Here is a 20,508-nt window from a genome sequence, read left to right on the forward strand (position 1 = left end):
AAGACTCATACAGGGCAAAATACAAAATGAGCAACTTATTACTAAAACAGATTTGTGAACTCGATGTTTTTACCTTGCTTGTATTTAAAAGTATTTTCGACACTGGACACGCAAATAGCGCGGCCAAAGCGCTAGATGTTTCTGCACCCAAAATAAGCCGCTGCCTCAATGCATTACGCCTAACCTTTAACGATGAACTATTTTATCGTCGTCAACAGGGGCTTAAACCGACGCCTTTAGCAGAAAGTCTCTATGTTGCTATTTGCCAGTTTACTGAATCGGTTTATCACCTCGAACAATCTGCAATCCAGATACAAAATGCGGCCATCAATACCGACTTACCGCTGCATATCGCTGCTTGTAATGGCCTGCTAAGCTTTTTAGCGCCTCAGTTAAGCACTCCTGAACTTGCCCAAAAGCTAGGACAAATACGCTTACATAAATGGCAGGAAAATAGCGCTGAGTTGATCCACGCAGGTGCGCTTGATTTTGGGATTACGTTTGAAAGTGCTGAAAATAAAGAATTAAGTTACACCAAACTTGGCTCAATCAATGGCATTTATATCGTTGCAGCCAAGCAACATCCGCTTTGGGACGTTGAGACAAATATTACCTTAGAGCAAATTTGTCGCCATCCGTTTCTATTTCAAGAACTCAAGGGCTTTAACAGTAAAATCGATCCCTTAGAATTATTTTGCCAACGCCAAGGTATCTTACTGCCTACCGTAGAGAAAGTGATAGACAGGGAGGAATGGTATGCCCATCTATTAACCATGAAGAGTGTGGCTTTTTGTTCCAGCATTGATATGCACACAGTTAAACATATGCCCGGATTACATCTCGAGCGCCTTAGCGACACAGAGCTTAATAGACTCCACGAAACTATGATGGCGCCACATTATTATCTGATTGAGAAACCTGCAGTTCATCGGCGTTACAGCCAAAGCCAGTGTGATCTCGTCGTGCGCTCCTTACTTGCCGCACTCGAACCAGCACACTAATACAAAAATAGATTACACACTAAGTTCATCAACCTAGCTTACGTCATGGATGTTAAATGGGTTAAGTGGGTTTACTAGGCTATACTTCTATTTATCCAAGGCACAATTCAATCACTTTAAAATGCCATATGGTCCCCCATCCTCGCCCTCTTATCCCATTGCTTTTATGCTCAAAACCTTAACATAACGACTTAAGATTTAGGCTCTCTTAACATCGTTCATTTTGCTTAACCGAAAATGAATTCATCATTTCGACCTAAGTTTAAAGATTGAAATTGTGATACACATCATAGGCTAGCAGCTTAATTTCACTATTTAAAATATCAAAATGCAAAGTTTAGAATTACCATTCACAGGTGTTAAATCATCGTTCACATATCAGATACAAATTTGCAAATACCACTTTATAAGTAGATGAATCCTCCTATATTAGAGGCACTGCACACGCAGTCTTATAGATAGAAAAAGGGACGCGATGATGAAAAACTACAATAAATCTCTACTGGCACTGGCTCTCGTCAGTACCTTAAGTCTTACCGCCTGCGGGGACGGAAGCGATGGTCAAGATGGGGCACCTGGCACACCAGGTACACCCGGAACACCAGGCACTCCCGGAACACCAGGTACACCCGGAGCCCCTGCGGGTTCCTTCGCAACGACAGCTCAATCCATTACAGATCTGGCATTCACGTTAAGTCCTGCCGACATTAAAGTGACCAGCAGTGAAGGCTTCAGTGTTAAATTTACTGTTACGGGTAAAAATGCAGGTAAAGTAGTCCCTTTCAAAGGACTGGATAAAATTGCAATTTATTCTTTAACAGCAAATGAAAACACCTCAGGTACTGGCGCGCCGATTGAGTGGCAAAATAATGCCACGGCAAATGCAGCTGGCACTTCGTTAACTTGTACTCTAAACGGCCTGAACGGAACTAAAAACGCTTGTACTTTAACCGAAGATACAGCGACGCCAGGCACTTACACAGCAACTTGGACTTATGGTGGCGCAGCGCCAATCATTAATCCAAATGATAATCCAAACGCAGTACACAGAGTCTTTTTACGTGCTTACAACATCGCCGATAGTACTGGTGTTGTCCTATCTGACAAGATTTTGTCTGTACCCGTTGATTTTATCCCTGCAACAGATGAATTAGGTATATCGGGTAAAGACACAGTATCTAGTGCGGCATGTAAAAACTGTCACGGTGAAGTAGACGGCCATATCGCGAAGATTGAAGCCCACCATAACTACCAAGATGTTAAAAACTGCGTAACTTGCCATAACCCTGATCTCGTTCCAAGTGACGCACAACTGGCCGAAGGTTGGGTATTTGATTTTGCTCCCATGATCCATAGGATCCACGCAGGTCATCACATCAGTGACAGCTTAAGTGGCGAAGCAAAAGAATATTTCGGTGAAGTTGGTTTCCCATCTGATTTGAAAGAATGTAAATCTTGTCATGATGGTGCACCAAGTTATAACACCAATATTTATGCACAAGCTTGTGTGGGTTGTCATATCAATGTGAACTTCACCACTGGCGAAAACCATTCAGAATTTGGTTTAGCCCAAGCTGATGATACTCAATGTAAATCTTGCCATGGCAGCGGTAGCTTAACACCTGAAGCTGTACACAGTGTCGGTAAACGCGCTGAGTATGCAAGCCTATTCAAAGTTGACTTTACCAGTGCTGCAGTAGTGACTTCAGCAGCACCTGGAATGAAAACATTGACATTAAAAGCCAATGTGACCATGAATGGCGCTGCAATTCCTAACGGAACCGATTTAAAAGTGTATAACGCGACAACTAACCCTACTGGTATGTTTGTGGCTAACGGCTTATTACTGGGTAACGTAACTACTGATGGTACTGTTTATGCTTGGAGAGATGTCAAACCAACAGCAATCGCTCTGACACTGAAAGATGGAACCTTATCTAATGGTGAATTAACTTTCGTAAAAGATATTCCCGATGCCCAAGCTGTAGGTACTATCTACGCCAGTTCAGAAGCCAACGTCTGTATCAAAGCAGGTAAAGTGAGTAGCTGTAATGCCACAGGACTTGAATTTGGCCCAACAAATCCAATTGGTAACACTGCTCCAGTTAAATTCTATAGTTTAGATACTACTGCGGTAGTTAAAGCTCGAATGACAGATCCTGCCCGTATTACCGTAGAAGAAGCAAAATGTAACGACTGTCACGGCACCTTAGATTATATCAAGGGCACCAGACACGGAACTTACACTTTTGATCAATGTATGCACTGTCACAACGATACAACGGGTGCATCAGGCCATAAAACAGTGGTTTCTAAAGGTGAAGACGGTAGCAAAGTCATTAATCCAGAAGTCACTTTCAATAACAAAGACCTATTCACCGTCGCCCACCGCTTCCACAGTGGTAACTTTGATGTTATCGCAGGGATCTTCCGCGATGCCAATGGTGAATTAGTCGGTTATCCATCACCAGAAACTGCATGTTCTGCATGTCACAAAGATGATGCAAAACTGTTTGCGACTGACGGTGGTTTAGCTTCTGAGAAACGTTCAATCAAAGTGGGTAGCAACTACATTAGCCCAGTAGCTGAATCATGCCGTAGCTGTCACGCTCACTCTGATGCAGCGGCTGTCGCTCACTTTAGAAGCAACGGTGCTGTGGTTGAAGCTGACGCAATGACAGATCCTAACTTACCAGTAGAATCTTGCGCAACTTGTCATGCTGAAGGTAAAACCTACGGTGTAGATAAGGTACACGCAGAGGTAGCACACTAGTACCTTTGGGTTGCCCCTGCACAACCCAAACTTTATCTCTGCAACTCATTGGGGACCCTAGGGTCCCCTTTTTTATTGCTGATGATCTTCAATTGAGATTGTAGATTTAACCAGCTGAGCAGCTACATTGTGCAATACGTTGTCTAAGTAACTTAATAAAGTCCTTAGGTTCCCTATCTAAACTGTCATGGGGAATATAAAAGTGATACCCTAAACGCGTATCTAACATCACGCAGCGATGTCCAAACATAGCTAATACGCCACGATAACGATCCCCTTCTATCACTAAAGGGCCAAATTCAGCGCCGAGATAAGTTTCTAAAGTCGCTAAGTCTGCATCTTGAGAGGCGGCTGTCACCAGCAAAGGTCGCTGTTCAGTTAATAATCCTGTTGCTAGACGCAGGGAAATATTATCGAGAATGGGATTTAAATGTTTCAGTTTAATGCCTAAATAAGATAACTCTATAGTATCTAAACCATTAGTCACCCGCGGAATATCGACCCGCTGAATATTATCCCAATCGATAGACACTTTGCCGCGGCGATGAAAATAGGTCAGCCCCTTGTCATCTAATGCTAGAGTCGTTTCCGGTTCATATACCTTGGCTAAACCGAGAATTAATGAAATCGCGCCCAAACTAAAAAACATCAAACCAACAGCAAACAAGGCCGGCCACGTCAGAAACAGTCCCAAACCCAGCACCAAACTTAAGCCTCCCAGCCAAGTTAAGGTTAACCCATTTCGTTTCGATAAAGGACGCACAGATACTATTTCTGACTCAATTGTCATTGTTCATATTCCTGTTAAAACTCACTATCTTTAGACTGAACTTGGCAAACCACACCTTTAACTTACGGCCTTTATCCATAACCACAAACGGCCAATGTATTCGTGAATCGCCCGTTGAGAAGCCACTAAATTATCGGCGGTTAACCGCCACCAAAAATCATCTCGGCCAATAAAATCCGTTGGGGCAGCATCGGGGTGTAAGCCTTTAGTGGCGAAAATAGCCATCGCCCTTGGCATATGAGTGGCCGATGTGACTAAGCGAAAGGGCTCCTCCCCTAACTCCCACTTTAAGTATTGCGCTTCTTCTATCGTATCGCGCGCCAGTGGAAATTGAATAATTCGGCTTTTATCAACACCTAGCTCTACCGCGGCTTTAGCCATCATTTCAGCATGGGAAAATTGAGTGAGTTCACCACCCCAGCCGCTGACGATCAACATACACTCTTGACCCAACTTAAGTTGCCGAATGCCTTCAGTTAACCTTGTAAGGGCGACGTCTGATAAGGATTGCACCGCAGTCGCTCCTGCTATATCAGCATGCCCTGAACCTAATACCATCACAAAACAAGCGCCTGCGATGGGCGTGGAATTAATAGGGTAAGCTGATTCTAACGGCCGCACTAAGGTATTCACACTCAGTTGACTGCTTAAAAACAGTAAGAGAAAAAAAGCGCAGGATACTAAGTATTTCGCCATACTGCGACGGCGCCATACTAGAAAAGAAATCAGTAATAACAATAGGATAAAGGGAATCGGCATCATCCCCTGTGAAACAACTTTCTTAACCCAAAACATGATGTCCATGCCAAGCAATCCAAAGGAGCGCAATCATAGCATCAAAATACGGGGGGAATACATCGCACATAAAGCTAGCCCGGCGTTTTACTGGGCTATTGTTTACAAGACTCTGATATCACTAGACGTTGATTTCATAGCGTAATGAGTTCACTGGTTGAGTTTATATCCTCAATAATGGATCACTTTTCCCACAACCAAGCGGCACCGCGCACTCCCGATGAACAACCGTATAGATTCTGCACCACAGGCGTATGACACTCACGTCCCACCACATAATGGGCCAGCAATGCCGGTAATCTTGGGTAAATCGCCGCGACATTCGACATTCCGCCGCCCAACACTATGGCATCGGGATCGAGCATATTGATCACATGTGCGAGTGAACGAGCGAGTCTATCCATATAACGATCAAACGCAGCGACCGCAATCGCATCCCCCTCATCGACTAACAACATAATATCGGCACCTGATTTTGCAGCAGCACGCATTGTGCCCGCCGCCGTCAATGCCGTATTAAAATCACGCACAAAGCCAGTGCCAGAGATAAAGGTCTCTATACAATCGGGATTGCCACAGAAACATCGGGTGGTATTGAACTCTTCCTTGGTCATCCAAGGCAAAGGATTATGACCCCATTCACCGCCGATACCATTACCACCACCGTGCACTTTGCCGTTAATTGCCACGCCAGCACCACAACCAGTACCAATAATCACGCCAAACACCACAGATGCACCAGCGGCGGCCCCATCGACCGCCTCAGATACCGCAAAGCAGTTGGCATCATTGGCAACCCGCACTTCACGCTGCAACAATTCCCCTAAATGTACATCGAGGGGCTGACCATTGATCCACGTCGAGTTAGCATTTTTGACTAAACCTGAATAGGGCGATACCACACCTGGAATACCCACGCCGACAGTGCCTTTCTCGCCAAGAGTCGCTTCCGCTTCCTTAACTAAATCAACCACCGCAGCAAGCGTGCCCTGATAGTCACGTGGCGTCGTCACACGCTTGCGAAATAGCTCATTGCCCTCATCACTCAGTGCGACTAATTCTATTTTTGTTCCGCCTAAATCGACGCCCATGCGCATCATGAATTACTACTCCAGTGTTTAGCTTGCCCTTTCATCAAGTGAGATTGATGCAAGGCAATCGTTATTTTACCCAGCCAGGAGCTGTGGCAATAAAGTAAGGGTTTAAAATGTCAGGTTTTTGATTATAAGTTAATGGTTCACCTGAGTCATAACAGACAACTGTGCCGCCTGCACTTTCGAGCACAGCTTGCGCCGCCGCGGTATCCCACTCACTGGTAGGACCCAGTCTGGGGTACAGATCGGCACTGCCTTCTGCCAACATACAAAACTTAAGCGAGCTACCCACGCTTAAGATGTCATGCTCACCAAACTGTTGTAAATATTGCGCTAAGCCAGGGCTCAAGTGCGAGCGACTGCCGACAATCATCGGCATTTCGCGTGGCGTGTTGGTGCCCAATAAGGGGCTCTCTTGACCCGCTTGTTGGCGCCACGCACCTAAATGTTTAGCGCCGTAATAATAGGTATCGAGCATAGGCGCATATACTACACCTGCGATAGCAACCCCTTGATGGATAAGCGCAATATTAACGGTAAACTCGCCATTGCGTTTAATAAATTCCTTAGTGCCATCTAAGGGATCAATCAACCAATAGGTTTGCCATTGACGACGCACGTCCCACGCGATATCCGCCGCTTCCTCAGACATAATAGGAATACCGACAAACTGCTTTGCCAATGCCGCCACTATCACGTGGTGCGCGGCTAAATCGGCGGCCGTCACGGGGCTATCGTCCCCCTTATGGCTCACCGAAAAGTCATCTTGACCATAAACCGTCATAATGGCATTGCCTGCGGCTTTGGCAATCGCGACCACTTGCAGTAGATCTTGTTTGGTCAATGTCTGCGCTATTGTCGTCTTGTCTGTCACTGAAACTTCCTTAATGCATTAAATATCTTGGCATTATGCCATTGTCATCCAAGGGGAATTTAGAACAAATTCATCATACATCAAGCAAAATAGACTAAGACTCGCAGCTTAAACCGCGGCGCGCAAAACCACAGATAAACAAAGTGATTACGATAGATACTAAGGCAAGCCATCGGCGCTGAGAAGAGGCTTAAGTCCAGCTGCATTCGTATTCACAGCCTATGTTTTCATATTGATAGTCTAAAGCCGTCACTTAAACCTGATTATTGGCGGGATTATTTTTTTCGACAGCGTTAATCACTGCGATAACGCAAACGCTTAACGCCTGATTAAAGCAGCCTAAAGCAAAATGTGAGTCACGCTCATTATCGTCAAGATAACCGCCGCAACATGCAATTCAGTTGCTGACGCCAATCTTGCCACTCCACGTTATCAGGTATCGACTGTGTGTTATTGGTCACCAAAGTGGAGCGTAATTTACCACTGTTCAACACACTATAACTCGGCCTTTTTGCCAAACTCACGCCGCGATTCAATGCTTGTTTAGCATAGTGAGCGCTGGTAATCGGCTGGATAACTACTGGCAGACTTAGCAGATTGAGCGCTAGGGCTTGTCGCTGGATTTCACAGGCAAACTCATACCAACTGCATTGGCCTTGAGCGCTGTAATGAAATACGCCCGAGCACTGTTGCATGACTAATGGCCAAATCACCTTAGCGAGTGCATCACTCCACGTCGGACAGCCGATTTGATCGACTATCACCTGCAATCTTGGTTGAGTGCGCATCAAGTTCAGCATGGTTTGGACAAAATTATGCCCATTTTGACCGTAGAGCCATGAGGTGCGCACAATCGTTGCATCCTCGCCCAGAACCGCCAATACCTTCTGCTCGCCGAGCAACTTACTCTTGCCGTAAGCAGACAACGGCTCGGGAGCATCAAGTTCAACAAATGGCCTTGGTACATGAACTTGGTTTGGATTTGGGTTTGGGTTTGAATTTGAAGCTGAGTCAGGGTTTTGATGCTGTTTAACGCCACTTTCTCTAGCATCACCCACTGCACGTTCAGCTGCATGAGCAATCTCGCAAACAGCATGACCACCAAACACATAATCGCTCGACACATGCAGTAGGCGCGCCCCCGACAGCCAACATTGCTGCGCCAATAACTCAGGGCCGAGTGCATTCACGCGATTGGCTTCGATTGCATCATACTCAGCTGCGTCGACCGCATTATAGGCCGCACAATTGATCACCCAGCTTGGTCGATATTGAGTAAACACGGCAGCAATATTGGCGGCATCGGTAATGTCTAACTGATTGCGACTCAGCGCATAAAGCTTAATTGGTGCGACTGAGTTTGTACTTGTGCTGGTATTTGGGACTAGCTCGCTAATATCGGCAGCGACTCTCAGCAAGGCCTGAGCGAGCTGACTCTTCGCGCCAGTGATTAACACCACTTGAGGAGTGTTAGCGACTGTGGCACTCGCCGCCCCGCATTGAAGTGGCGTCACTTTAGTTGCCACTATTTTCATCACTAATCAACAGCATGGCTCATCGTCACTGAATAAGGGGATCAAATCAGCAACGGTTTCATGGCCACGGGCGGCTAAAAAGGCCAAGAGTGCTGAAGGACTACGATTGAGTAATCGTGATGGCGGATAAGCCACTTCATCGATAATCGCTTGCGCCCGCGCAAAACCGCCTAAGCTAAAAGCCACATGGGAATCAGAGCCCATAACTAAAATCGTGCCAAATTCCTTGGCCGCTTTGGCAATCGCAGTGCAATTGGCTTCGCTGCCCTTACGGGACACTTCAAAGGAGGAATTGTTAATTTCGAGCGCCACACCGTATTCAGCGGCGGCGCGGGCAACGGCTTCAATATCAATTGGATAGGCGGGGTTTCCAGGATGAGTAATGATATCAACCTTGCCGCTCTTAATCGCATTAATCATGGCCTCTGTGTGAGTCGCTTTATCTGACGGAGGATAGACGGGCTCATGAAATCCTGCGAGCACAATATCGAGCTGCTTTAAATAATCACCAAAGAAATCAATCTCGCCGTCGATATTTTTGATATTAGCTTCGATACCCCGCAAAATCCCGACGCCATCAACCATACGTGGCAAAACTCTTAAATTCACAAAGTGCCAAAAATGCGGCGCATCGGCCATCGCAGGCCCATGATCTGTGGTGGCAAATAGGCGAATCCCCTTCTGCTTTGCCACCGCTAAGTAGTCATGAATCGTGCTATAAGCATGGCTCGAAGCCACAGTATGGGTATGAGTGTCGACTTGGTACTGCATGGTTCACCTCAGTCAAATGATTCAATCAATTTAGAAAAACTGGCCACGATTTAGCTAAAGAGCGATAACAGTTCATCGGCGCTTCCTTGCCATGTGCCCTTGCCTTTACCCTCGAGAATACTGTCCGCCAAACTTTGCTTATGCTGCTGCATTTCTTGGATTTTCTCTTCTACTGTACCTTCTGCAATCAGCTTATAGACAAAAACGGGCTTATCTTGGCCGATACGATGGGCTCTATCCGTAGCCTGTTTTTCCGCCGCAGGATTCCACCAGGGATCATAGTGGATCACAGTATCCGCCGCGGTGAGATTGAGCCCAGTGCCGCCCGCTTTTAAGCTGATTAAGAACACAGGCGTATCGCCCTCTTGGAACTTATCTATCTGCGCTTGGCGCAGGCGAGTTTGTCCTGTGAGCTTACTGTAATCGAGCCCCAAGTCCACCAGCTCAGCTTCAATTAAACTGAGCATGCTAGTGAACTGGCTGAAAATCAATATCTTACGCCCCTCTTGCACCATTTCTGGTAAGTTCTGCTTCAGCCAGTCTAACTTAGCATTATTCTTCACTTTCTGCGCTTGCTCTAACTTCACCAAGCGCGGATCACAGCAGGCTTGGCGTAGCTTAAGTAAGGCATCGAGAAACTCGATATGACTGCTACCAACGCCTTGAGTGGCAAATAAATCCCGCAGTTTTTTCTCCATCACCAGTCGAATACTCTCGTAGAGATTACGCTGATCTTTTTCTAACTCTAAACTCTGGTAAATTTCGGTTTTAGGGGGTAATTCACCGACCACTTCATCTTTGGTTCGACGCAACACAAAAGGCGCAATCCGCTGACTCAAGATTTGCGCTTGCTCCATATCGCCATAACGTTCGATTTTGTGCCTAAAGGATTTGTTAAAGAAGGCATTCGTGCCGAGTAATCCTGGCAAACTAAAATCCATCAAGGACTTAAGTTCGCCTAAGTGATTTTCAAGCGGCGTACCCGACAGGCACAATCTAAACGGCGCTTTAAGATCTTTAATCACTTGAGTCACTTTCGCCTGCGCATTTTTTATCTGCTGCGCTTCATCCAGCACGATATGTTCAAACACCTGCCGTTGATAATAGTCACTGTCGCGCACAATCAGCGGATAGGTCGTCACCACAATATCAAACTCATTTAAGCGTTCGAGCAAAGGCTTGCGTAAAGCACCATGAATAACGACTAGCTTTAACGAAGGCGCAAATTTCGCGGCTTCTTTCGCCCAATTACCCACCAAGCTCGTTGGGCAAATAATTAAACTCGGTGAACAACTTGCCACCGTGGATTTTAGTTCTTGCTGCTTGAGTAAAAAAGCCAAGGTTTGAATGGTTTTACCCAGCCCCATATCATCGGCCAAAATACCGCCAAGCTGATATTCCTTTAAGAAACAGAGCCAATTCAACCCTTGCTGTTGATACTGACGTAATTCAGCATTTAAGTTGTCTGGGACTGCGACCTCTAACACACCGTTAAAATTTTCGAGCTTAGTCGCTAAACTGCGCACTCGTTCACCATTAAGCAGACGAATATCACTGTCGGCAAAATCATTTAATAGGTGGGCACGGTATTTAGGCAAAGACACGCTGTTGCCTTTGTGGCTATCGAACAGTTCTAAAATAATGCTGATCAGCGGCTTAATCACGCTGGCTTTGACTTTTAACCAATCACCATTTGGGCTTGGTAACAGTAGTTCTGCATCATCGGCGGGCTCACCGTACTGCTTAAGCCAAGTGGCAATTAAGGGCAACATAGGCACGATTTGACCATCGATATCAGCATTCAGTGACAGAGAAAACCACCCCTCTTGCGTATCATCCAGCTCAATCGCCAGCGGAGTCTCAATGACATTTAAGCTGAAATTGTCGGCAAAATGCACTTGGTAGCCCAAGGCCTCCAGGATCGGGATTTCCTGTTGAATAAAGTGCAACCAAGCATCAATCGTTTCAGGCAGTGAACCTAACCCCCAAATACTGACATAGCTGCCACTGTTTGGGATAAAAGAAGGCGCCAGCTCCACCAGTTCCAATGCCATCAGACGATTAATCGCATCCATTTCCGCATCGAGTTGACGCACGACTTGATAGGTTTTGCCTTGATGAGTGACTAAGGACAAGGGCTCGTCGGGATATTGGCCGCCGAGCACCACGTCTTGATAGACAAATTCCAACAGCACTAATGGCTGCGCCATAGCAAACTCAGGTAAATCCTGCGAGGTTAAGGTCAACCTAACTTGAAGCGGCACTTGCAGCTCGACAAAATCAATCAAAGCAGGTGTAGGTACCGTTTTCGCCGAAAAATGCTTAATCAGTTTGTGGCTCACCAGTTCAATCTGTGAGCTAGGCACTGGAGGCATCTGACTGAGTAATAACAGCTTTTCAACACTGATCTCAGTGTCCAATGCGCCCACTTTAAAATAATCTAAATCGATATAAGTCGGTGGCTCACAGGGGATAAGCTCCCAATTGTCTTTATTGGGCAGCATTAACTGCATTTGTTTATGCTCGGCATCCTTATCTAGCCAAATGAATTCAGGCTTGCTCGCTTCACCTCGGGTGAGCGGTAAACGACTCTCCTCCCAAAAACACCGCCCAGTGACGAGCATTTTTTCCAGTGCCATGGCACCTAACTGAGCTTTAAGATACAGACGCGAGGCACCATGGCGACGGGTTGACATGATGAGATTAATGATGAGCACATCTTCTGCGCCAATCCAAGCGGGCATATAATATTGCACGTCAGACAAAGCGATTTTCGAGCCTTTGTTATAGCCGCCATTCTTTGCCAACTTGCCTTTTCTTAGCTCAAGAAACACACCGTTATCATCTTTAGATAATACGTAGAGCACGCGATCGTCGTAGAGTAAATCGACATTTGAAACCATGAGATCATCACTTTCGTCTAGCAGATGTAACCACTGAGCAATACGTTGATCTTCAACGGTTCTATCACTCAGTAAACTGTAAAGTACGGCAGCAATATGTTTGCAATGCCCAGTGGCGGGACATGAACAGAAGCCATTCATGATCAACTTATGGTTCATGCTGACAAGGCGAATATCCTGCCGATAGGGCTGGGATTCCGTCCCCATGACACGACCTTCAATATGACGAAAATCGGCGTTCGCTTTAGCGCTCAACACCCGTCCTTTCATCACATAATCACGGGCGCGCATTAAGGTTGGCGGCGTGAATAATGACTCTATAGTGGTTCGAGTCAATTGGATAGGATCTTGGGGGGACAAGCGATTCATGTAAAAACCTTGAAACTAAAAATATCAACTCCGAGCAATAGCAAGCCATTGCCGCGCGACATTTATCAATAAGTTGTGTGGGATTGTATTGAAAGCCTTGGCCGAAAGCCAGAATGATAGCCACGATAGACTACCCCACCATGCCCGCAGGATAAAAATAACAAACTTATCCGCAGACATGGAATTGGCCTCACTTGGATGTAAGTAATTGATAAATAATGCTTTACTATTAATATCCAAGCATTAACTGTTACCGCCAAACGCTAAATTTTCGCTTTAGCGTCAGTGGCTTTAGCCCCAGCACTTTTTTTATCAGCAATGTAGCGGTCGACCAGTGTTTCTAAGATATCCAAAGGAACTGCACCATTCTTCAGAACTACATCGTGGAAATCCCTGAGATCGAACTTATCACCTAAGGCCAACTTGGCTTTTTCGCGCAGTTCGAGAATTTTCATCATGCCAACTTTATAAGCCGTCGCTTGACCTGGCATAACGATATAACGCTCAATCTCAGCCGTGACATCGCGATCGGACATGCCAGTATTTTTCTTCATATAGTCAATCGCTTGCTCGCGAGTCCAACGACTATGATGAATACCCGTATCCACCACTAGACGCACAGCGCGGAACAACTCAGCCTGCAGACGACCGATATTATCAAAGGGATCCTTTTGAAAACCGAGCTCCCAAGCCAAACGTTCGCTATATAAAGCCCAACCTTCAATGTACGCCGTAAAAGGCGCCATCTTACGAATAAGTGGCATACCTTCTAACTCCATCGCCACCGCAATTTGGAAATGATGCCCAGGGATCCCCTCGTGGTAGGCTAAAGTGCGCATACCGTATTTAGGCGTGGCCTTGATGTCATATAAATTGGCATAGAAACGCCCTGGACGACTACCGTCAATCGCGGGCTGCTGATAATAGGCACCCGGTGCCGTTTTCTCTTTAAACTCAGGAATACGCACCACTTCCATGCCCGCTTCGGGTCGAATACGAAAGGCATCACCGAGTCCCGCATTCACTTCATCAAGAATCGCTTGATAATCGACGAGGATTTGCGCCCTACCCGCATCGCTATCCTCGTAGTAAAACTTAGGATCGGCGGCTAATGCTTCAATCGCGACCGAGAAACCTTGGCCCACATCGTAACCTTCAGCGGCTAATATAGTCATGATTTCATTTTGAATGCGATCTACCTCAGCGAGCCCTTTGGCATGGATTTCGTCCGCAGTGTAATTAGTGGTCGTAAAGAACTTCAGCAATTGCTCATAGGCAAGGTTACCATTTGGCAGCGCCCAATAACCATCATCCGTCCCAGCTTTGGCTTGTAGCTGGGTAAGGTAGTCGATAAATAATTGATACGCTGGATGCACGTAACCTTTAATGTCCGCTTCCACCGCTGCCAATAACCGTGCTTGCTCATCGGCACTGATATCCGTGTCAGCCAATTTAGTTTTGAAGGAACTGTAGAGAATATTGTCTTGAATCGGCGTCGCGACAAAATCATTCATCTCGGTGAGCACCCGCTCAATCACGAACTTAGGCGGAATAATCCCTTTAGCCTCACGAATTTTTAAACCTTCGAGAGTTTGCGCAAACTTAAGTTTCACCTTTTGTAAACGCGACAGATAGTTTTCTGCATCGCCCACAGAATGCACTTGGTGCTGCGCCTGCATAAAGCTTGGATACCCGTTTTGCACGCCAAATAACTGATTCAGCGGATAGTTATGGTAACGATACGGCTCAGAGACCAATGCGAAATCGGCAAGATATAGGGCAATATCCTTGGAGATACGTTGATTTTCATCTAAATCCGCATCGGAATAGCTCAATAGGGTTTCACGCAGATCTCGCACTTGCCCGAAAGTCTTATCCATCGCCTCTGGACTATCGTCATCCAACTCGGCGTTATGGCCTGTAATCCCTACCGATTCTAAGAAACCCAATGAGGTTAAGGTCTCAGGGCTTTCGAAAGCCATCTTGACCACACTGCGGTCTAGAAATGCGCGAAAGAAAAACGGCTTTTTCGCAAACCATTCATGGGCGGCCAGCGCCACTAATAACAGCACTAAGACTAAGCTGCCGAGTCCAATCCGTTTTAGTACTGTTTTCAACGTCATTCTCCATTCTTATTATATTCAATCTAAAGTTATCGTCCTGAATCCATAGCTCAAGCACGTTTTTATTGAATGACGAGAATACCATCAACCACAAATAAGCAACAATTCAATAACGTAACAGATCGTGACAGAATTCTTACCTAAGCATACAAGCCGCATTTAAACCTCATGGAACGGATTGAAAGGTTAATCGCAAGTCAGTCTGGCAAACATAAAAAATATTTTTACACTAGCCAACAATCAAACACAAACCTATTACTTTGAATATTAAGAGTTATATCTAATTTCGCACTCAATAAATCGCAAAAAAGCAGTTTCGAGATGAGAGGTATTTAAAAATAAAACTATACAAACCCCTAGAGTATGTTAATCTGCACTCCGGCCTGTGATTCAGACCTATTTATAAGCAATATTATGTATTTGAAAACCTTCGCTACGCCTGTAATATTTTTTTTGCTGTCATGAAGCTTTCCACTCATAACTTATCATCAATGTAAATAATTCTATTTCTGGCTAACATACCGCATAATTGCGAATTATTTGTTTGAAAATTTTGGAGACATTCATGTCTAAAACTACTGGTGTAGTTAAATGGTTTAACGAAGATAAAGGTTTTGGTTTTATTTCTCCTGACAATGGTGGCGCTGACGCATTCGTTCATTTCCGCGCAATCGTTTCAGAAGGCTTTAAAACTCTTGCTGAAGGTCAAAAGGTTTCTTTTGACATCGAACAAGGCCAAAAAGGTCCTCAAGCTGCGAACGTAGTTATTCTGTAATTAGACTTTGTCTAATTTAAGTTAACAAGTTCCAGACAAAAATGCCGACACTATGTCGGCATTTTTATATCTGCATTTTCATCCATCTCAAAAGAGTGAACCTCAGGCCTTTAGCCATGTAAGAGCTTAGCCTCAGCTTTCTCAAGTCGTCGTGGTTTACCCACTATCAGTAAGATATCCCCTGCACGAAAAACCCAGTCCTGCTCAGGATGTTCCACTTCAGCGCCATTGCGACGAATCGCCCTTAGCTCTACTTTCAGTGTTTCCCACAGGATATCGGCAACGGTTTTACCAATCGCATCTGCACCACGCGGTAACGCCACCGCATGCAATGACTCTAAGGTGAAGTCGGTTTCTGTACCGGAAAAGAAGCCATGTAAAAATTGATAATGATTGCGCCGCTCTGACTCTAAGCGTTTTAAAATGCGCGCCAGTGGCACACCACATTGATGTAACACCTGTGACACTAACATCAGGCTGCCTTCCAAAGATTCTGGGATCACTTGATTGGCACCGGCTTTTTTCAGTAAGTCTAAATCACTGTCGTCTTTAGTTCTGACTAAAATTTTAGCGTCTGGCGCCAATAACTTACATAAGGGTAGAACTTCTTCCAAACTGCGCGACTCACAAAAAGTGATGACGATCATCTTGGCCTGCTTAACGCCTATTTGTTTTAACATCGCCCGTTTACACACATCACCAAAATAAATAGGTTCGCCAGCACGGCGCGCCTCAGAGACACGAGTCGGATCGAGATCCATGACCAGATAAGGTACGGCTTCGGTTTTCAAAAAACGGGCAATGGTCTGCCCGACTCGGCCGTAACCAAAAATCATCACCAGATCATGCTCATCCATCAAGAGTGGCACAGCTTCATCCACATGTTTTGCCTGCCTTATTCCTAACACCCACTTAGCAATATCCACGCTATGGCGAACTAACCACGGGGCTATCGTCATGGAAAGCACGGCGACCATGACTAACATGGTACTGATTTCATTATCTAGAAGTTGATAGTTAACCGCTAAAGCCAACACCACAAAACTGAACTCGCCCACTTGGGCTAGGCTCATGGCGGTGCTCATCGCAATCCGAAAGGGTTCACCAACCGATCTTAAGATCCCATGAATGATCAGCGCCTTACCGAGTACAACGGCCACTAAGATCAACAATATCTGCCACCAGAAACGCATCACTAAGGTAAAGTCGAGCATCATGCCGATGGAAATGAAAAACAGCCCCATCAATAGATCGCGAAACGGTCGTATATCCGCCTCAAGTTGGCGGCGGTACTGGCTTTCTCCCAGCAGCATACCCGCCATAAATGCCCCCAGCGCCATAGATAATCCTAGCCACTGAGTAAAAGCCCCTGTGACAAGCGCAACGACTAAGGTCGATAATACAAACAGCTCATTGGAGCGAGAACGCGCAACCTCATCAAATATCCGCGGCAACGCCCACTTACCAAACGCCATTAAGAGGAAAAAAGCCAATATGCCTTTAAGCAAGGCAAAGGCGATGTCCGCGACCATCAAAGGTTCGCCACCATTGGCCAATAATGGCAATAGGATCAACAACGGCACAACCGCTAAATCTTGGAACAAAAGCACGCTGACGGAGAGTTCACCGTGACGGCGCCTCAGCCATCCCTGTTCATTGAGTAATTTGAGGACAATAGCAGTAGATGACAACGCGATGGCAGCACCGATAACCAAGGCTTCAACCCAATTCAGGCCGCACAATAGGGCCACGCCCATAGTCAACAGGGTCGTGATCACCATCTGCGCACTGCCTAAGCCAAATACAGTGCGGCGCATGGCCCACAGCCGCGGCACAGAGAACTCTAAGCCTAAGGTAAACATCAGTAGCACAACCCCAAGTTCAGCGACAGATTGCATTTGATGCTGGGTAAACCAATGAAAACCGCTCGGTCCACTCACAACACCTGTGAGTAAATAAGCCAGAATTGCGGGTAGGCCCAAACGGCGCAGCACAGCAATGGCCACAATGGCAATCACGAGCATAAGTAATACTTGGATTAAAAAGCTATGTTCCATTGGGGCTATGACTCCTGTCAAAATGCTGACGTGTCAAAAAATCTAACTCTCAGTTTTAAGCTTAACTGAATGACTAACAAAGACAAATTTTATTAAAAAATATTGCGGCACGGTATTTGCTTAGACTAGGTTAGAGATGTATCGCACTAACATTTGCTGGAGTGATGATTATGGACTTTGGCCTAGCGACCGAGCTGTATCCCGACGAATATCGCTATCAAACAGAACATTATAGTCCCAATGATAATCCATTGGACTTGATACAAGTGATCCAACAACTGCACGCCAGTTTAGATCCAAGGACAGTCTTTGCCTGCTATGGCAAAGTGCTGGGACAACACTTGCCGATCCAAGGCGTGCGCTTAACCTATGGCGAGCACAAATTCAGCTGGGGCAAACGTTATGGTATCAGCGTCAAACGACAGCTCATGTGTGCAGGAATGCCATTAACGATTCAGTACCAACTGGTGACGCCATTTACGCCATCACAAACCTCAAACTTACAGGATATTGAACCGCTGTTATTGCAACCTTTATTAAATGCGTTGCAATATCAAGAAATGTCGATGCAAGCTATGTTTGACTCGCTCACTGGCTTAGGCAATCGCCATTATTACAGTCAGAGTCTCAGTAATGCGACCGCCAGAGCCCATCGAAAACAAGGAGCAGTCGCTCTCATAGTGCTCGATCTTGATAACTTTAAACAACTTAATGATAAATTCGGCCATAAATGTGGTGACTATATTCTGAAGGAATTTGGTGACATCATTCGTGCAACCATACGCAACACAGATCAAGCCTTCCGGATTGGTGGTGATGAATTCGTCATTATTGTCCAAGGCAATATTCATGCGGCTGGCTTGTTATGTGAACGGATTGTCTCGGTAATCAATCAGCACAGTAGTTTCAATCAATTTGGGGTGAGCTGTAGTTTAGGGGCGGCAGAATCACACGATACTATTGAAGCCGAACAACTTTATGAACTTGCCGATAAGGCGCTTTATCAAGCCAAAGCCGCCGGACGTAACTGCTATAAACTCAGCCAAAATCAATTAGTTTAACACGCGCAGGGATGCCAAATGAAATGCGATAACTCACTCGCAGCGCGTACCCCATAAAGGTCTAAATCAAACTGACGCGCTGCGTTCCACTCTCCTCTCGCTTTCCTAGAACACACCAATATTCCAGGATTAACTCTCGACTAGAATTCCTTTGCTTCCTCAACAAACACCTGTAAACCAAGTCCATTCGACTCAACAATAAAGCCCTTTTCAACCCACAGTCCAATTGCCATCACCAGTTGCTCGCCATAAAACACAAACCCCACCTTTTCGCGTACCCAAGGCGGAATGGCAAACTCTTGCCACAGTTTCTTTAATTCTCGCCCCTTACCCCGAGAATGCGGGTGGCAGCGAAATTGTCCCGCAAGTTGATAACGCACACTAACGACTTCATCAGGCAAAGGTAAACGGACTCTGGGACCTTGTTCTGTCACTATCAGCCTAATCTGCTCACCATTCGCTAAGCCCTCTGGCAACACGACTAATTCGGTACTATCTCCCTGTAATAAAGAAATAAAGTCATGCTGTGGCAAGGTCCAACTCACAGGCTGAGTGTGACGTTTGTGAGTTTGATACTTGAATAAATAGACTTGATTAGCAAAGCGGCGGATTTCACACTCACCCACTCGAATATGCACTTTAGCATCGTCTTTCGCGTTAAGAAGCTGAGTGATGATTTGCTTAAGCTGCACCTTTGAGGGCAAAGCAAAACCTTGGGATTCAATAAAGCCACGCAAGAGTAACGCTTGCCAGTCGGCTGACTGTTCGGCAAAACCATCGAGCTTGAATACACTTTGAGTATGGTAAGGCGCTTGGGTTAACCATAAAGGTAAACGTTCACTCACCTGTAAATCCAGCGTCGCCTGTTGTTCGGCGCACAATGCCGCACTGCGACTCGCAGTTGTCGCAATACTCGGCCAACGCGCTTTTAAGCGGGGAATGATTTCTAAGCGTAAAAAATTTCGATCGTACTTATCGTCTTGATTACTTTCATCTTCAATATGCACTAAGCCCTGCTGTTTTGCGTAGGCTTCAATCTGCTCACGGCTGATATCCAATAACGGCCGCAATTGTTTGCCTTGTGCTAATGCTTGTACTTGCCCCATGGCCGCCAGCCCTTTCGGGCCTTGACCACGTTTGAGCGCCAGCAGAATAGTTTCGAGCTGATCGTCTTCATGGTGAGCTGTCAACAACACATCATTTTCGCTTAAATGCCGTTCAATCGCTTGATAACGGACTTTTCGAGCTTCGGCTTCAAGGCTCAATCTTGGTCCACGATTAACCGCGACTCGCTCAACCGTCACGGGCAGGTCGTAATACTGGCCCCGCTCAAGGCAATGCTGTGCCCAAGCCTCAGCGTTATCGCTTAGGCCATGGTGTACATACACTAGCTGATAATTAAACTCCGGATGTTGCCGTGCAAACTGGCTTAAACCAAAGGCCAAGACTTCGGAATCAACCCCACCACTGTAAGCCAGTACTAACTTGCTGTCAGGCGCTAAGGATTGCGCAGCCAAAAAATCACAGATATGCGCGCTGAGATCGCCAGCAGTCGACGCTTCGTCACGCTTAGCCGACATAAGTTAA

General features: G+C 45.9%; 14 protein-coding genes. 4 read left to right on the forward strand and 10 right to left on the reverse strand.

All coding sequences use genetic code 11. The features are described 5' to 3' along the window. Positions 1-26: 26 nt before the first annotated feature. Both L5M71_RS02725 and L5M71_RS02730 read left to right on the forward strand, forming a co-directional pair. On the forward strand, positions 27-1,001 hold the full coding sequence (locus L5M71_RS02725) for a LysR family transcriptional regulator (protein WP_113938944.1): 975 nt from the start codon (positions 27-29) through the stop codon (positions 999-1,001). Positions 1,002-1,476: 475 nt separating this feature from the next. Then, positions 1,477-3,774, forward strand: coding sequence for an OmcA/MtrC family decaheme c-type cytochrome (locus L5M71_RS02730; protein ID WP_263206304.1), 2,298 nt, complete (start codon positions 1,477-1,479; stop codon positions 3,772-3,774). 106 nt (positions 3,775-3,880) lie between these two features. Here L5M71_RS02730 and L5M71_RS02735 read toward each other — a convergent pair whose 3' ends face one another. From L5M71_RS02735 to L5M71_RS02770, 8 genes are all read right to left on the reverse strand, one after another. Beyond that, positions 3,881-4,564 (reverse strand): DUF2982 domain-containing protein, encoded by a 684-nt coding sequence (locus L5M71_RS02735; protein ID WP_263206306.1) that lies wholly within the window; start codon positions 4,562-4,564, stop codon positions 3,881-3,883. Between the two features lie 57 nt (positions 4,565-4,621). Then, positions 4,622-5,323 (reverse strand): YdcF family protein, encoded by a 702-nt coding sequence (locus tag L5M71_RS02740; RefSeq protein ID WP_212600078.1) that lies wholly within the window; start codon positions 5,321-5,323, stop codon positions 4,622-4,624. 218 nt (positions 5,324-5,541) lie between these two features. Further along, positions 5,542-6,459, reverse strand: a complete 918-nt coding sequence (mak, locus tag L5M71_RS02745) for a fructokinase (RefSeq protein WP_263206308.1) — start codon at positions 6,457-6,459, stop codon at positions 5,542-5,544. A gap of 61 nt (positions 6,460-6,520) precedes the next feature. Further along, positions 6,521-7,327 carry a 3'(2'),5'-bisphosphate nucleotidase CysQ gene (gene cysQ / locus L5M71_RS02750; RefSeq protein WP_263206310.1) on the reverse strand — a complete coding sequence of 269 codons (807 nt, stop codon included), beginning with the start codon at positions 7,325-7,327 and terminating at the stop codon, positions 6,521-6,523. 371 nt (positions 7,328-7,698) lie between these two features. Further along, on the reverse strand, positions 7,699-8,862 hold the full coding sequence (locus tag L5M71_RS02755; protein ID WP_263206312.1) for an SDR family oxidoreductase: 1,164 nt from the start codon (positions 8,860-8,862) through the stop codon (positions 7,699-7,701). Positions 8,863-8,868: 6 nt separating this feature from the next. After that, on the reverse strand, positions 8,869-9,633 hold the full coding sequence (locus tag L5M71_RS02760) for a phosphatase (RefSeq protein ID WP_028760589.1): 765 nt from the start codon (positions 9,631-9,633) through the stop codon (positions 8,869-8,871). Between the two features lie 50 nt (positions 9,634-9,683). Further along, a complete protein-coding gene (locus L5M71_RS02765) occupies positions 9,684-12,905 on the reverse strand; it encodes a DEAD/DEAH box helicase (RefSeq protein WP_263206314.1) in 3,222 nt (1,073 codons plus the stop codon). 263 nt (positions 12,906-13,168) lie between these two features. Continuing rightward, complete coding sequence (locus L5M71_RS02770) at positions 13,169-15,028, reverse strand: DUF885 domain-containing protein (RefSeq protein WP_263206316.1); 1,860 nt, start codon at positions 15,026-15,028, stop codon at positions 13,169-13,171. 565 nt (positions 15,029-15,593) lie between these two features. On the opposite strand from L5M71_RS02770, the gene L5M71_RS02775 reads away from it, so the two are divergent. Beyond that, the gene (locus tag L5M71_RS02775) at positions 15,594-15,803 is read left to right on the forward strand and encodes a cold-shock protein (protein WP_006080998.1); all 210 of its coding nucleotides are present in this window, start codon (positions 15,594-15,596) and stop codon (positions 15,801-15,803) included. A 110-nt stretch (positions 15,804-15,913) separates the two neighbouring features. Here L5M71_RS02775 and L5M71_RS02780 read toward each other — a convergent pair whose 3' ends face one another. Next, positions 15,914-17,860, reverse strand: a complete 1,947-nt coding sequence (locus L5M71_RS02780) for a monovalent cation:proton antiporter family protein (RefSeq protein ID WP_263206319.1) — start codon at positions 17,858-17,860, stop codon at positions 15,914-15,916. Positions 17,861-18,030: 170 nt separating this feature from the next. On the opposite strand from L5M71_RS02780, the gene L5M71_RS02785 reads away from it, so the two are divergent. Beyond that, the gene (locus tag L5M71_RS02785; protein ID WP_105249714.1) at positions 18,031-18,921 is read left to right on the forward strand and encodes a GGDEF domain-containing protein; all 891 of its coding nucleotides are present in this window, start codon (positions 18,031-18,033) and stop codon (positions 18,919-18,921) included. A 140-nt stretch (positions 18,922-19,061) separates the two neighbouring features. Here L5M71_RS02785 and tilS read toward each other — a convergent pair whose 3' ends face one another. Then, on the reverse strand, positions 19,062-20,501 hold the full coding sequence (tilS, locus tag L5M71_RS02790) for a tRNA lysidine(34) synthetase TilS (RefSeq protein ID WP_263206321.1): 1,440 nt from the start codon (positions 20,499-20,501) through the stop codon (positions 19,062-19,064). Between the last annotated feature and the right edge of the window lie 7 nt (positions 20,502-20,508).

The organism is Shewanella sp. SW1 (genome assembly GCF_025653545.1).
GTDB classification, from domain to species: Bacteria; Pseudomonadota; Gammaproteobacteria; order Enterobacterales; family Shewanellaceae; genus Shewanella; species Shewanella oncorhynchi.

Excerpts from the sequence above, each read along its gene's own strand:
- L5M71_RS02765 (WP_263206314.1), bottom strand. The coding sequence starts at position 12,905 with ATGAATCGCTTGTCCCCCCAAGATCCTATCCAATTGACTCGAACCACT.
- L5M71_RS02760 (WP_028760589.1), bottom strand. The coding sequence starts at position 9,633 with ATGCAGTACCAAGTCGACACTCATACCCATACTGTGGCTTCGAGCCAT.
- L5M71_RS02725 (WP_113938944.1), top strand. The coding sequence starts at position 27 with ATGAGCAACTTATTACTAAAACAGATTTGTGAACTCGATGTTTTTACC.
- L5M71_RS02740 (WP_212600078.1), bottom strand. The coding sequence starts at position 5,323 with ATGCCGATTCCCTTTATCCTATTGTTATTACTGATTTCTTTTCTAGTA.
- L5M71_RS02785 (WP_105249714.1), top strand. The coding sequence starts at position 18,031 with ATGGACTTTGGCCTAGCGACCGAGCTGTATCCCGACGAATATCGCTAT.
- L5M71_RS02780 (WP_263206319.1), bottom strand. The coding sequence starts at position 17,860 with ATGGAACATAGCTTTTTAATCCAAGTATTACTTATGCTCGTGATTGCC.
- mak (WP_263206308.1), bottom strand. The coding sequence starts at position 6,459 with ATGATGCGCATGGGCGTCGATTTAGGCGGAACAAAAATAGAATTAGTC.
- L5M71_RS02755 (WP_263206312.1), bottom strand. The coding sequence starts at position 8,862 with ATGAAAATAGTGGCAACTAAAGTGACGCCACTTCAATGCGGGGCGGCG.
- L5M71_RS02735 (WP_263206306.1), bottom strand. The coding sequence starts at position 4,564 with ATGACAATTGAGTCAGAAATAGTATCTGTGCGTCCTTTATCGAAACGA.
- tilS (WP_263206321.1), bottom strand. The coding sequence starts at position 20,501 with ATGTCGGCTAAGCGTGACGAAGCGTCGACTGCTGGCGATCTCAGCGCG.
- L5M71_RS02770 (WP_263206316.1), bottom strand. The coding sequence starts at position 15,028 with ATGACGTTGAAAACAGTACTAAAACGGATTGGACTCGGCAGCTTAGTC.
- L5M71_RS02775 (WP_006080998.1), top strand. The coding sequence starts at position 15,594 with ATGTCTAAAACTACTGGTGTAGTTAAATGGTTTAACGAAGATAAAGGT.
- L5M71_RS02730 (WP_263206304.1), top strand. The coding sequence starts at position 1,477 with ATGATGAAAAACTACAATAAATCTCTACTGGCACTGGCTCTCGTCAGT.